This is a genomic window from Achromobacter sp. EG18, assembly GCF_059759395.1.
Map to the genome: position 1 here is coordinate 3,855,996 of NZ_CM186213.1, position 13,477 is coordinate 3,869,472.

The following is a 13,477-nucleotide window of genomic DNA, read 5'->3' on the forward strand; positions in this document are numbered from 1 at the left end:
CGAGCTGCTGATCATGGTCTGCGCGGACGAATTGTCGCAAGAGCAGCAGCAGCGCGGTAGAAGATGCGCACCCGGCTGTCCCATTAACGGTTCGTGCCTTATCGTTACATTTGCCGGTTTCTTAAGTACTACTGCTGGTTACAGTGCTGCCTTTGCTCCTTTATAGCAGGCATTCCGACCATGCGGCACGTCCGGCTTCGCTTCTTCCGTCCTGTAACGTCCGCGCGCCTTCGCGCACAACACGCGCGCGCATCATGACGCGCGCGTTCGCCCTGCGGCCATTGGCGTTGGCCACGCTGCTGGCCAGCTTCGGCCCCCTGCCCGCCACGGCCGAGTCGATCGCGGACTGGCAGCAGGATTGCGTCGGCCGCACGTACGCCATCAACCCCGACGTCAGCTGCAACCGGCCCTATGCCGAAGGGCTGGCCGCGGTGCTGACAGGCAAGGCCAGCGACCAGGCCGGGACCTGGGGCTACATCGACAAGCAAGGCCGCATGGTCATCACGCCGGCGTTCCAGGAAGCCGAGTCGTTCCAGAACGGCCTGGCCGCGGTGCAGCGCGATGGCCTGTGGGGCTATATCGATGCGCGCGGCAACTGGGTCATCAAGCCGCGCTTCACGCGGGCCTCCGGTTTCAACGCCGAAGGCACCGCGCTGGTCGAGGCGGAAGAACGCGACGTGTTGATCAACCGCCAGGGGCAAGTGCTCAAGACTTTCGAACTGGGCACCCGCTCGTGGGGCTTCGAGCCCGGCCAGAAACTCGCGGCGATGGAAATGCCGCAGCCGCCGCAGTTGTTCAACACCGCGACCGGACACGCCCTGACGCTGCCCGCCGACGTGATGACGCTGGCGCGGCCGGAATCGGGCTACCTGCCGGCGCAGCAGCGCAGTCTGCGCTACGGCGGCTGGTGGGGCCTGCTGGATGCCAATGGCCGCTGGGCCATCGCGCCCGATGTGCTGCGCTCGCAACAGGCGCCGCTGCGCGATGGCGACACGCTGGCCGTGTACCGCCGGGACGAGTGGGAATTCGTGCGCCCCGACGGTTCGCCGCTGACCGCCACCCGTTACGAAACCGTGCAGCGGGTCGTGCCGGGTTTGTGGCTGACCAAACCCCGGGGCAAGGCGCCCTTTGCCTTGCTGGACGCCGCCCTGAAGCCGCTCTACACCTTCACGCGCGACTACCTGAGCGTGGAGGAAGCCGATGGCTGGAAAGTGCTCGCCGACATCGACGCGGTGGTGCTGATAAACCCGGCGGGCAAGCACCAGGTGGTCCCGGCGGTTTTTGGCGACGTCAATGTCAACAACGGCCTGGCCTGGCTTCATGGCCAGGCGCCGTTCGATGCGTCCCCGCGCGACGCGGCCGGGCCGACGAGCGAGGCCGATGCGGCGACCGAGGCTGATGCCGCAACCCAGGCCGATGCTGCGACCGCGGCCACTGCCGCGGCCGAGGCCGATGCCGCGATCGAAACCGCGGCCGCCGACACGGTGACCGCCCCGGCCAACATCGACGTGGCCCAGGATCCGGCCCAGGTCGAAGCCGACGCGCAGGCGGTGGCCGACGCCGCCGCCGCGGGTGCCGAAGCCGCCGCCGCGGCCGCGGACGCCGCCACCAGCGCGGACGCCGGCGGCAGGGATCCCGAAAGGACGCTGGTGCAGATCTACCGGCCCGACGGCACGCCGCTGCTGGATGCAGACACGGTAAAGCAGCTGCGGCAATACCAGGTCATGCCCTTCACCGCCAAGCCTGTCGGCGGCAGGTCCCGCAGCGCGCGGCAGGACCGCGATGGACTGCCGCTGGCCCTGCTGCGCCCGAAGGACTATACGCAGCTGAACGGCATCCTGACGCGCGCCGGCAAGATCGTCACCAATCCGGATTGGGACGACATGAACACCTATGGAGCCGTCGCGCCGCTGGTGGTACAGACCCGCGAACGCCGGTTCGGCACCATCGACGCCGAAGGCAACTGGGTCATGGAACCCCGTTACGCCGGCATTGGCGGCTTCAAGGGCGCCTATGCCTGGGCCCGCACGCCCGACATGACGCGGGGCAACGCGATCCTTATCGATACCCGCGGCACGGTGCAGAAGCTGCCGGCGCAGGTCGCGGCCAACGGCGAGAAGCTCGACGGCGATCTGCTTTACTACTACACGCTGGATGAACGGCGCCAGCGCCGCTGGGGCCTGTGGAACATCCGCGGCGCCAGCGTGGCCGTCAAACCATCGCTGGACCGCATCGACGATTTCGAGGACGACTGGGCCAAGGCGCAGGAAAACGATCGCTGGGGCGTCATCGACCGCCAAGGCAAATGGATCGTGCCCGCCACCTATTCCGGCAGCTACGACCTCGAATACCTGGGCAACGGCCACCTGCTGGCGCGCGAACCGAAAAGCGAGGAGGCCTCCGATTACGGCGACAACTACCGCCTGATCAACCTGCGCACCGGCAAGCGCAGCGTGGTGCTGCACGACAAGCCGCAGGATCTCAAGCAGGGCCGTTACCTGGCGCAAGGCAAGGACGGCGCCACGCTGCTGTTCGACGCGCAGGGCGGCATGACCCGCCTGTTCGAAGGCAAACCCGATCGCCAGGAACAATATGGCGACTGGATCTATGTGCAATACCGCGCCAGCAACGGCGCGATCGATGCGCGCGGCAATCTCAAGGTTTCCGCCGGCACTGGCGAGTTCAACCCGTTCTTCGTCCAACCCGAAGGCCTGGCCCGCGTCTACGACGGCCAGCGCTACCGCGTGATGAACGAGAACGGCAAGGCGCTGCTGGAAAAGCTTGGCGACGGCACGCCGCTGGCGTCGATGAAGCGCGTGGTGTTCCGCGACCGCAAGAACTCGCAAAGCGTCATGACCGATCTGCAGGGCCGCGAGATCACGCGCTTCAAGGGGGAATTCACGATCGAGGAGCGCACCGCCAGCGAAGGCGTGGTGACCTACCGCGGCGACGGCGACCGCTATGGGTTCGTCAACGCCGATGGCAAGCGTATCGTCGGGCCGTACTTCAACCGTCTGGGCCCCCTGCGCGACGGGCTGGCCCTGGCCAGGCGCGACCAGCGCAGCGGCCAGTTGCTGGGCTATATCGATCTGACGGGCCGCTACGTGATCGCGCCTGAATTCGGCTGGGCCGATGACTTCCACGAAGGCCGCGCGCTGGTGCGGCGCGAAGGCCTGCTGGAGTTCATCGACAAACGCGGCGCCACCACGGCGCTGTTCAGCGTCATGTGCGGCGAGGTCATCGTGCTGGATGGGCAGGGCAAGCTGACCTGGCCGCGCGAAAAGCTCACCTGCCCCGACGCCGCCGAAATGGAATACGCGCCCGCCCCCGAATCCGCCAAAGCAGAACAATCATGACCTCACGCGCGTTTCATGCCACCCGCATCGCCTGCGCCGTCGCCGCGCTCGGCGTTTCCCTGTCCGCCCAGGCGCAGTATCGATATGGCCAGGCCAACTGCGTCGACAGCCTGATGGATGCCGCCGCGGTCTACCGCGACCAGGACCAATACGGCCCCACCGGCTGCATCGGCACGCTGTCGGACGATCGCGCCGCCGTGCTGCTGCCATCCGCCCTGGAGCCGATCGACCGGGTCCCCATGGACCAATCCCTGCGCCGGCACGCCTGGGGTTTCGTCGATGGCAACGGCAGGCTGGCCATCAAGCCACAGTTCGAACGCGTGGGCGACTTCCACCACGGCCTGGCGGCGGTGCGCTGGCAAGGCAAGTGGGGGTACGTCGACGCCAAGGGCCGGATGGCGGTGCCGCCGCGCTACGACGCCGCCTTCAGTTTCGTCGAGAATGGGTTGGCGCTGGTGATGCGCGACGGCCAGTACCAACTGATCGATCGCAGCGGCGCGGCGGTCGGCGACGCGATCGATCCCAGCGTCGAAAGCGCGTGGTTGCACGAAGGGTCGCCAGCCAGGCTATCGGTCAGCTACCGCGAAGAATACCGCTCGCCCGATGGCGAACGGCGCTACGCCCGGGACGGCATCCGCATCCTGTCCCACTACGGCAAGGATCTGTTCATCGCGATCGACAACCACGGGATGTATGGCCTGCTCGACGCCAACTGGAACTGGCGCGTGGCGCCGAGTTTCAGCGACATCTCGCAACGCAAGGGCGACGCCGTGGCGCTGGCTATCGGTGAGGAGGAAGTCGTGCTGATCGACGCCGGCGGCGGACTGATCGGCGAAGGCCAGGGCTATCAACGCATGACGCGCGTGGGCAACGCCTTCTGGAGCGCGCAGCTGCCGCGCAAGGGTTACGCTTTGCTGGACGCCTCGGGCAAGACACTGACGACGCTGACCCCGGAGGAAGCGCAAGCGTCGACGCTCCATGACGATACGCTGCTCTATCTGTCGGGCGAGACGCTCAAGGCGTTCGTTCCCGGCCGTGCCGAGCCGGTAACGCTGGGCGCCGGCCTCCAGCCCGTGCAGGAGGAAGGCGGCTACCTGCTGTTGCACGATGCGGCCGGCCAGGTCGCCGGCTTGCTGACGCCCAAGGGCGTCTGGCTGCAGGGCGACAGCGCGCCGCCCTGGCTGGCGAAAGCCAGCCGGCTGACGCTGCGCCAGGGCAAGCTGTGGCTGTCGGACAAGGACGGCCAACTGCTCAACGCACTCGATGCCGACGGCCGCACGGTGCTGCGGCCCGAAGCGCTGCAAGCGGCGCAAGGCTCGCAATTGCAGGACATGCCGCTGGATGTGCCGGGCGGACCGCTCGGCCTGCTGGGCCAGGGCTATTGCCACTGCAACGACGGCGGCGCGGGCCTGCTGCTGGCCGATGGCGGCGTCGCCACCGACCAGGCCTGGAACGAGGTCGTGTCGCTCGATGGCGAGCGCGATGGCTACGCCGCCGACGACGACAACGCCGAAAAGCTCGGCGCCGATCAATTGCGTTTCGCCGCGCACACCAACGAGGGCGTGCTGTTGCTCGATGGCAGCGGCAAACCGATGGACTTGCCCATGCAGCAATACATCGGCGCCTTCCGGCAGGGCTATGCGCTGGTCTACGCCAAGGGGGTGACGCAGCTGATCGACCGCGCCGGCAAACGCTACGCGTTGCCGGATTATTTCGAGGCCGAAGTGGTCGCGCCCGGCCTGGTGCGCTACTTGAAGACCGCCGCCGAAGGCGATCCCTGGGGCCTGTACGATTTCCACGCCGGCAAGGAGGTGTCGGCCCCGGTGTTCCAGTTCATCGGCGGCTTCCGCGACGGCCAGGCGGCCGCCTCGCTCGGCCCCGGCAAGGTGGGCGTGATCGACCTCCAGGGCAAATGGGTCGTGCCGCCGCGCCACCACGACGTCAAGCGCGTCAGCGACAAACTGTGGCTGGTGCAGCAGCCCGGCCCGCAGGAGAACGAGTATCGTCGCCCCACCTCGCTGGTCAATCGCGACGGGCGCGCCCTGACGCCCTTCGAGCCGGGATTGGAGGCCTCGCGCGAAGCCAACGGCACGTTCCTGGCCTATAACGACAAGCAGCGCTGGGTGATCTCGCCCGACGCCTCCGATGCGCTCGATCTGCAGGACGCCAGCTACACCGCGATGGGCGACTGGCTCGCGGTCCGCCGCGCCGACCGCCACGGCTACGTGGACGGCCAGGGCCGCTGGCAGTTCGCGCCCGGCCCGGTGGCCGGCACGGCGTTCCAGGGCGCGCCGGCGCGGGCGCTGCTCAGCGGCGACGATGGCGCGCGCCTGATCGACACGCAAGGCAAGACCGTCGCCAGCCTGCCGGCCGGTGAGTGGTACTGGCCCGCCGGCGCGGACTGGCTGGTGCGGCGCCACGAACGACAGGGCATGCCGGCCACCTCCTATGTCGACACGGCCGGCAAGGTCCGCCTGACACTGGCCGGCAACGCCACGGCATTCTCGGAAGGCCAGGCGGTGGTCGCGCAGCCCAATGGCGGCATGCGCGCGGTCGACGAGAAGGGCGTGGCGAACGGGCCGACATTCGACTACCTGGGCGCCCGGCACGACGGCCTTTCGATCGCGCTGGTCGGCGATCAATATGGCTATGCGGACGGACAGGGCCGCATGGCGATCGCGCCGGCCTACCTGTGGGCTTCCGACTACACGAACCAGCGCGCCGTGGTGTCGACCCGGGAGCAGTCGATGATCCTGGACGCAAGCGGCGCCGTGCGGGCCCGTGTCGGCATGGAATGCGGCGTGCGCACGCTCTACGGCAGCTACGGCCAGCGGCTGTGGCCGTTGTCGCTGCCGAAGGGCTGCCGTCGGTGAGGAAATGCGCGTGAGCGCGGCGCGGGCGCCGCGCTCACGCCCCGCTATTGCGTGTCGAGGGCCAGGTAGCGGCGCGTCTGCACGATTTCCTCGCGCTCCTTGAAACTGGTCAACCGATCGGCCAGCGCGCTGCTGTCGCCGCTTGCGCGGATCGCCGCCAAGGTGGCCTGCATGGCGTGGATCGCCGCGCGCTGCAGGTCCGACGGGATGATGGCCAGGCGATATCCCATCGCCGCCAGGTCGGGCAGCGGCACCAGGGGCGTCTTGCCGCCATAGAACATGTTGATCAGCTTCAGGCCCGGCAGCCGGTCCGCGATGGCGCGGATCTGCTCCAGCGTTTCCGGCGCCTCGACGAACACCATGTCGGCGCCCGCCTTCACATAGCGTTCGGCGCGCGCGATGGCGGCATCGAAGCCTTCCACCGCGATGGCGTCGGTGCGGGCGATCACCAGCGTGTCGGCATCCGCCAGCGTCTGGCGCGCGATGTGCACCTTGCGGCACATTTCCTCTGCGTCCACCAGGCTCTTGTCATCCAGGTGGCCGCAACGCTTGGGAAACGACTGGTCCTCGATATGGAAGGCGGCGACGCCGGCGCGTTCCATGACGCGCACGGTGCGCTCGACGTTGGCCGACCCGCCGAAGCCGGTGTCGGCGTCGGCCACCACCGGCAGGCCGCTGGCGTCCACGATCTTCTCGACCCGGTCCATGACCTCGGTGAAACTCAGCAGCCCGATGTCGGGAAAGCCGGCCGCGCGGGCGATGGCGCCGCCGCTGGCGTACACCGCATTGAAGCCGGCGGCCGCCACCAGGCGGGCCGACATGCCGTCGTAGGCCCCGGGCGCCACCACGATGTCCTGGGCGAGATGCTGGCGCAAACGCGCGCCGGGAGTAAGGGTCGTAGCCATGGGCATTCCTTGAAAACGGGATATCGATGCCCGCATCATCGTCCCGCGGAACTAGAATGTCCAATATATGGAAAATCTATAACTAGTACTTTTTGGATACCGATATGGAACTGCGCCACCTGCGCTATTTCGTCGCCACGGCCGAGGCCCAGCACTTCACCCGCGCGGCCGAGCAGCTTGGCATGGCGCAGCCGCCGCTGTCGCAGCAGATCCGGCAACTGGAAGAGGAAGTCGGCACGCCGTTGTTCGACCGGCGCGGGCGCGGCGTCAGCCTGAACGACGCCGGCCGCGCCTTCCTGGCGTGCGCGCAGGACATCCTGCAACGCGCGCACGACGCGGTGCAGACAGCGCAGCGCGCCGCGCGCGGCGAAGTCGGCGAGCTGTCGCTGGGGTTCACCGAATCGGCCTCGTTCCATCCGGTCGTGACCGAATTGATCCGCCTGTACCGGCAGCAATATCCCGACGTGGAAATGACCTTGTCGCAGGACGACAGCGAAACGCTGGTGGCGCGGCTGCGCGACGGCTTGATCGACGCGGCGTTCGTGCGGCCGCCATTCGCGATGGATGGCGGGTTGCGCTTCACGCAACTGACGGAGGAAGCGTTGATGGTGGCGCTGCCGCTGGGCCACGCGCTGGCGCGGCGCAAGCGCCTGGCGCCGGCCGACCTGGCGCAGGAACGCTTCATCCAGTATTCGCGCAAGTCCGGCTATGGCCTGAGCGCCGACATCATGGCGGCATGCCGCCGCCACGGGGTAAACCCGCTGCCGGGCCAACGCGCGCCGCAACTGTCATCGGCGGTGAACCTGGTGGCGGCCGGCATGGGGGTGGCGGTCGTGCCGGCCTCGCTGCGCCACCTGCGGCCGGACGGGGTGGTCTATCGCCCCTTCGCGCTGGACTGGCCGCGCGCGGTGCTGGGGCTGGTGGTGCGCGACGACGCGCCCGGCGGGCGCGTGGCCAATCTGCTGGCGTTGGCGCGGGCATAGCCGCGCCGGCCCGATGCCGCGCAAGAGCGGGACATGATGCGCGATACCGTAGCGCCCGGGCACGGCGGCCTGAACACGGCGGCCTCAGTCTTCGTGCGACTCGTGCACCGCGATGGCGCCGCGCTTCCAGTAGCTGGCGGCGCGGATGCGGCTCTTGTCGACGCCGTGCTGCGCCACCATGATCTCGCGCACCGCCTTGGCCACGGCCGACTCCGCCGCGATCCAGGTGTAGCCCTCGCCGGGCGGCAACGCCAACTCGCGCGCGGCCTCCAGCAACAACGTGCTGTAGCCGGCCGCGGTGCCGTCGCGATGCAGCCAGCGCACCGAGGCGCGGGCCTGGGTCGGCAAGGGGATCTCGTTGGCGGCGCCCGGCACTTCGATCAGCACCAGCGCCTGCGCCGTGGCGGGCAGCTCCTCCAGGCGACGGGCGATGGCCGGCAGCGCGGTTTCGTCGCCGATCAGCACATGCCAGTCAAAGCCCTTGGGCACCACGAACGAACCGCGCGGGCCGCCGATACCGAGGCGCTGGCCGACTTGCGCCTGTTCGGCCCAGCTCGAGGCCGGGCCGTCGCCGTGCAGCACGAAATCGATGTCCAGTTCCTCGCGCTCGGCGTCGAAACGGCGCGGGGTGTAGTCGCGCGCGGCCGGGCGCGGCGCGCCTTCGGGGAACTTGATGCCATCGGGCCCGACCTCGGGCAACGCCAGCGGTTGCGAGGGGTCGGCGGGAAAGAACAGTTTCACGTGGTCGTCGAAGGAGGCGGACACGAAGTCGCGCAGGTCTTCGCCGCGGAACGTGACGCGGGCCAGCAGGCCGGCGATGCGTTCCACGCGGGCCACGGTCAGCATGCGCATCTTGAGCGGATGGCGCACGCGTTCGACGGTCAGGGCGGTCTGGGTCATGGAATCTCCAATGGGGGCGGGCGGGATCAGGCAGGGTCCTTGCCCGTGATTTCCTCGGTGGCGCGCCGCAGGATGGCGGCGATGCGGCGCTGCTCGGCCGGCGACGCGTCGGTGCGTTGCAGCAGCGCATGGCGGATCGCCTGGCGCGCATGCACGAATTCGTCGATCCAGCCGGCGGCGTCCTCGTCGCTGGCGGCCGCGCGCGGTTCGCCGCTCCAGGCCTGGCGCATCCAGTCCATCTTGCGGGCGACGTGCTTGAGCTTGTTGAACATCACCGACAGGCGTTCGCGATTGGCTTGCAGGTGCGCGCGGCCGGCATCGGCCAGGTGATAGCGCTTCTTGCTGCCTTCCTGCTCGACGGTGGCGTAGCCCAGCTCTTCGAGGTAGGTCAGCGCGGGGTAGACCATGCCGGGACTGGGCGTGTAGAAGCCGTTGGACATGGCGCCCAGCGCCTTGATCAGCTCGTAGCCATGGCTGGGGTTCTGCTCCAGCAGGCCGAGCAGCATCAACTGCAGGTCGTCAGCGGTGACCTTGCGGCCGCGCGCGAAGTGGCGGCCATCGCCGCCGAAGCTGTCGTCGGCGTCACCGCCCCGGCCGCCCCATGGGCCGCCGAACCAGCCGCCGCCCCCGCCGCCGGCATGGCGTCCGTGGCGGCCGCGGCCGCCCTCGTGCCAGTCGCCGGTGGCGTAGCGGGCGCCACGACCGTGACCGTGTTCGCGTTCGCCCGGGTGGCCGTGGCGTTCATGATGATCGTAGCGCTCGGCGCGCTCGTGGAATTCTTGGTGGCCGTGGTGGTAGCCGTGATGGCCACGGCGTCCGGAATGGGCGTCGCGCAACTCGTGGCGCGCGCCGCGGGCAAAGGCGGTCAGGAAATGGAAATGGCGCATGGGAGGCCTCGCTGGTGTCTGACGTGTTACTTACGATGTATCTTACGATATAGATCGTACGATACACAGACACGATTCAGGCCGTCAAGCGTCTTTTGATCCGACGGCTCCGCGCGCCTCGCCCAGCACCCCGGCGGCGATGCCGCCCACGATCAATGCCATCCCCAGCAGCAGCGACAGGCCCAGCGCCTCGCGCAACAGCGCCGCCGAGCACAGCAGGCCCACCACCGGCACGCCCAGCAGGCCGAGCGCGGTCAGGCCCGCGGGCAATGACCGGTTCACGTTCACGGCCGCCCAATACGCCACGGCAATGCCGAACACGCCGCCATAGCCCAGCAGCCAGGCCAGCCCCGGACTCCAGATCACGCGCGGCGCGCCCTCGGTCGCCCAGGCCAGGGCGGTCAGCACCACCGATGCCAGCAACGCCTGCCAGAAGGCCAGCTCGAACGGCGGCGTGACCCAGCGATGCGCGCGCACGTAGACGATGTTGGCGGCCCAGCACAGCGCCGCCAGCAGCACCAGGCCATTGCCGAACACGGCATCGTGATCGCGCCAGTCGAACGCCAGCGGGTTGAAGATGACGACCAGCCCCAGCAGGCCGAGCGCCAGCCCCAGCTGCCGTCCGCGGCCGATCGGTTCGCCCAGGAACAGTCGCGCCGCCGGGATGACCCATAGCGGCGTGGTGTAGGCCAGCACCACCGAGCGGCCGGCCGGCACGTATTGCAGGCCCAGGCTGACCAGCGCCGCGAAGGCGCCCATGTGCAGCAGGCCCACGCTCAGGATCACGGGGATGTCGGCCTTGACCGGCCAGGCAACGCGCCGCAGCACCAGGCCCAGCGCCAGCAGCGCGGCAGTGCCGACAACGCTGCGTGCCGCCACCGCCCAGACCGGCGTCATGTATTGCAGCAGCAGCTTGCTGACGACCCAGGTGAAGCCCCAGGCCAGCACCACCACCACGAGCAGCGACAGGGCCTTGCGGCGGGACAGGATTTCAGCGGGCATGGCGGACGTGGCGAATGGAAAGCGGACCGCCCCGACTATAGAAGTGCGCCTCGCCCCCGCCCTAGAGCCACGCCACGTCTATTGCCTGGAGCCACGCGCGGCCGCGCGCGGCTTGCGGGCCAGCCAGCGCGCAAAGGCCGCGGCCTGCGGTTCATCGGGCGCGGGCGCGTAGACCACCAGGCGCAGATGGCGGCTTTCATCGACCGACAGGGTGGAATGCTCGAATGCCACTTCGCCCAACGCCGGCAGGCGCAGGCTGCGCACGCCCATGCAGGCGCCATGCACGTCGTGCTCGCGCCACCAGGCCTTGAAATCGGGCGCCACGCGTTCGAGTTCATCGACCAACTCGGTGATGTCCGGCGCGCCCGAGGCCGAAGCGAAATCGCGGCGGAAGGTGGACAGCATCGCCGGCGCCTGCGCCGCCCAATCGACGAACAGTTCGCGCATCGCCGGATCCACGAACAGCATCCACAACAGATTGCGCCGTCCCGCCGGCTGCGCGCCGAAACCGAACACGCGTTCGGCGGCGGCGTTCCACACCACCACGTCCCAACGCAGGTTGAGGATATAGGCCGGGCGGGTGGGCAGGTCGTCCATCAGGCGGCGCACCTGGGGCGGCACGGTGCACCAGGTGCGTCCCGGCTCCGCCGGCGGGCGCTGGTGCGCCAGCAGGTACAGGTGGCGCCGTTCGGCCGCGTCCAGTTTCAGCACCCGCGCCAGGTTTTCCAGGAAGGTGGCCGACACGCTGATGTTGCGGCCCTGCTCGAACCAGGTGTACCAGGCCAGGCCGACGCCAGCCAGCGCCGCCACTTCCTCGCGCCGCAGGCCGGGCGTGCGGCGGCGGCCACCAGCAGGCAGCCCCACGGCGGCGGGACTCAGGCGTTCGCGGCGCAGCCGCAGGAATTCGGCCAGGTCGTCGCGGGTGCGGTCCAGCCGCTGCGCGCCCGGCCCGGGGGCGTCGGCCCGCGCTGCCGGCGCGGCGGCCGGAGCGCTGTCATGCAAGACGGAACGGGGCATAGGCTATTGCCTTCAGTAATAGCATAAACAGCTAAATTGTATGAGGCTCGAACAGGCCACAGAATAGCGCCGATCCCACTCTCGCAGCCTGCTCATGTCTTGCGTCACCCTCCCCTCGCCCTGCCCCGACACGCCCGCCCGGCCCGCCACACCCGGTCCCCTTGGCCTGGCGGTGCTGCTTTCCGGCGGCTTCATCACGATCTTCGACCTGTTCGTGGTCAACGTCGCGATACCCAGCATGCAGACCACGCTGTCGGCCAGCTTCGCGCAGATCAATTTCATCATCGTCGCGTACGAGCTGGCCTACGGCGTGCTGTTGATCGCCGGCAGCCGGCTGGGCGACCGCCATGGGCGCCGCCGCCTGTTCATGCTGGGCATGGCCGGCTTCGCGCTGGCCTCGGCGCTGTGCGGACTGGCGCCCGACGCCAATACCCTGATCGGCGCGCGCGTGCTGCAGGGCGTGGCCGCGGCCATGCTGTTCCCGCAGGTCTACGCGCTGATCCGCGTCAGCTACGACGGCCACGCGCGACGCCGCGCCTTCGGCCTGCTCGGCATGACATTGGGGTTGGCGGCCATCGCCGGCCAGGTGCTGGGCGGCTGGATCGTGCATGCCGACCTGTTCGGCCTGGCATGGCGCACGATCTTCCTGGTGAACGTGCCGGTCGGCATGCTCGCGTGGCGGCTGGCCCGCCATATTCCTGAGTCGCGCGACGCCGCGGGAGCGCCGATGGACTGGGGCGGCGCGGCGCTGGTCGGAGCGGGGCTTGGCCTGCTGCTGTTGGCGCTGGTCGAAGGGCCTGCGCGCCACTGGCCGGCCTGGACCCTGGCCTGCGGCGGGGCGGCGATCGCGTTGCTGGCGCTGTTCGTGCGGACGCAGCGCCGCGCTGGCGCCGCCGGCCGCGCGCCGCTGGTCGACATGGCGCTGCTGGCGCAGCCGCGTTTCGCCGCGGGCTGCCTGCTGGTGACGCTGGTGTTCTCCACCGCCAGCGCCCTGTTCCTGTGCTACGCCCTGCTGTTGCAGACCGGCCTGGGCGTGGACGCGCTGACGGCGGGCACGGTGTTCGCGCCGGCCAGCGTCGGCTTCGTGGCCGGCTCGATGGCGGCGCCGCGGCTGGTGGCGCGCTTCGGCACGCGCGCCATCATGCTGGCCGCATTGCTGTACGGCGGCGCCACGGCCGCCCTGATGCTGCAGGTGGGGTCGGCCGGCGCCGCGCTCGCGCCGTGGTCGCTGGTTCCGGCGCTGGTCTGGTTGGGCGCGGCGCAAGGCGCGGTCAATACGCCGCTGGTCAATCTCGCGCTGGGCCTGGTGCAGGACCGCCACGCGGGCATGGCCGCGGGCGTGGTGGCCACATTGCAACAGGTGGGCGCGGCGCTGGGCGTGTCCGCCGCCGGCATGCTGTTCAGCGGCGCGCTTGATGCGTACGCGGATGCCGCGGACGGCGAACGCTATGCGCGCGCGTTCGCCAGCGCCATGCAATTCAACGTGACGGCAATCGCCACGTCGGTATTGCTGCTGTGGTGGCTGGGGCGGCGGCGTTGACCCGGCACCGCACA

9 protein-coding genes are annotated in these 13,477 nt (G+C 69.4%); 4 read left to right on the top strand and 5 right to left on the bottom strand.

Features of this window, described 5'->3' with window-relative positions; genetic code table 11:
• Window positions 1-254: 254 nt before the first annotated feature.
• Together AC6CR5_RS17600 and AC6CR5_RS17605 are read left to right on the top strand one after the other, a co-directional pair.
• On the top strand, window positions 255-3,356 hold the full coding sequence (locus AC6CR5_RS17600; RefSeq protein WP_498084769.1) for a WG repeat-containing protein: 3,102 nt from the start codon (window positions 255-257) through the stop codon (window positions 3,354-3,356).
• Complete coding sequence (locus tag AC6CR5_RS17605) at window positions 3,353-6,229, top strand: WG repeat-containing protein (protein ID WP_498084770.1); 2,877 nt, start codon at window positions 3,353-3,355, stop codon at window positions 6,227-6,229. Before AC6CR5_RS17600 ends, AC6CR5_RS17605 begins: the two co-directional genes overlap by 4 nt.
• Window positions 6,230-6,273: 44 nt before the next feature.
• Here the strand turns inward: AC6CR5_RS17605 and AC6CR5_RS17610 are convergent, their stop codons facing one another.
• Window positions 6,274-7,134 carry an isocitrate lyase/PEP mutase family protein gene (locus AC6CR5_RS17610; RefSeq protein ID WP_020926146.1) on the bottom strand — a complete coding sequence of 287 codons (861 nt, stop codon included), beginning with the start codon at window positions 7,132-7,134 and terminating at the stop codon, window positions 6,274-6,276.
• A gap of 104 nt (window positions 7,135-7,238) precedes the next feature.
• Between AC6CR5_RS17610 and AC6CR5_RS17615 the strand changes: the two genes are divergently transcribed.
• Window positions 7,239-8,117, top strand: coding sequence for a LysR family transcriptional regulator (locus tag AC6CR5_RS17615; RefSeq protein ID WP_035199499.1), 879 nt, complete (start codon window positions 7,239-7,241; stop codon window positions 8,115-8,117).
• An 84-nt stretch (window positions 8,118-8,201) separates the two neighbouring features.
• On the opposite strand, the gene AC6CR5_RS17620 is transcribed toward AC6CR5_RS17615, so the two are convergent.
• From AC6CR5_RS17620 to AC6CR5_RS17635, 4 genes are all read right to left on the bottom strand, one after another.
• On the bottom strand, window positions 8,202-9,017 hold the full coding sequence (locus AC6CR5_RS17620; protein ID WP_006385675.1) for a siderophore-interacting protein: 816 nt from the start codon (window positions 9,015-9,017) through the stop codon (window positions 8,202-8,204).
• 26 nt (window positions 9,018-9,043) lie between these two features.
• The gene (locus AC6CR5_RS17625) at window positions 9,044-9,904 is read right to left on the bottom strand and encodes a PadR family transcriptional regulator (RefSeq protein ID WP_047991987.1); all 861 of its coding nucleotides are present in this window, start codon (window positions 9,902-9,904) and stop codon (window positions 9,044-9,046) included.
• An 84-nt stretch (window positions 9,905-9,988) separates the two neighbouring features.
• Window positions 9,989-10,906 (bottom strand): DMT family transporter, encoded by a 918-nt coding sequence (locus tag AC6CR5_RS17630; RefSeq protein ID WP_498084771.1) that lies wholly within the window; start codon window positions 10,904-10,906, stop codon window positions 9,989-9,991.
• Window positions 10,907-10,984: 78 nt separating this feature from the next.
• Window positions 10,985-11,923 (bottom strand): helix-turn-helix transcriptional regulator, encoded by a 939-nt coding sequence (locus tag AC6CR5_RS17635; RefSeq protein ID WP_251200258.1) that lies wholly within the window; start codon window positions 11,921-11,923, stop codon window positions 10,985-10,987.
• A 94-nt stretch (window positions 11,924-12,017) separates the two neighbouring features.
• Here AC6CR5_RS17635 and AC6CR5_RS17640 point away from each other — a divergent pair, with 94 nt between their 5' ends.
• Window positions 12,018-13,463, top strand: a complete 1,446-nt coding sequence (locus tag AC6CR5_RS17640; RefSeq protein ID WP_498084772.1) for an MFS transporter — start codon at window positions 12,018-12,020, stop codon at window positions 13,461-13,463.
• Window positions 13,464-13,477: the final 14 nt, after the last annotated feature.

Excerpts from the sequence above, each read along its gene's own strand:
- AC6CR5_RS17600 (WP_498084769.1), top strand. The coding sequence starts at position 255 with ATGACGCGCGCGTTCGCCCTGCGGCCATTGGCGTTGGCCACGCTGCTG.
- AC6CR5_RS17605 (WP_498084770.1), top strand. The coding sequence starts at position 3,353 with ATGACCTCACGCGCGTTTCATGCCACCCGCATCGCCTGCGCCGTCGCC.
- AC6CR5_RS17610 (WP_020926146.1), bottom strand. The coding sequence starts at position 7,134 with ATGGCTACGACCCTTACTCCCGGCGCGCGTTTGCGCCAGCATCTCGCC.
- AC6CR5_RS17615 (WP_035199499.1), top strand. The coding sequence starts at position 7,239 with ATGGAACTGCGCCACCTGCGCTATTTCGTCGCCACGGCCGAGGCCCAG.
- AC6CR5_RS17620 (WP_006385675.1), bottom strand. The coding sequence starts at position 9,017 with ATGACCCAGACCGCCCTGACCGTCGAACGCGTGCGCCATCCGCTCAAG.
- AC6CR5_RS17625 (WP_047991987.1), bottom strand. The coding sequence starts at position 9,904 with ATGCGCCATTTCCATTTCCTGACCGCCTTTGCCCGCGGCGCGCGCCAC.
- AC6CR5_RS17630 (WP_498084771.1), bottom strand. The coding sequence starts at position 10,906 with ATGCCCGCTGAAATCCTGTCCCGCCGCAAGGCCCTGTCGCTGCTCGTG.
- AC6CR5_RS17635 (WP_251200258.1), bottom strand. The coding sequence starts at position 11,923 with ATGCCCCGTTCCGTCTTGCATGACAGCGCTCCGGCCGCCGCGCCGGCA.
- AC6CR5_RS17640 (WP_498084772.1), top strand. The coding sequence starts at position 12,018 with ATGTCTTGCGTCACCCTCCCCTCGCCCTGCCCCGACACGCCCGCCCGG.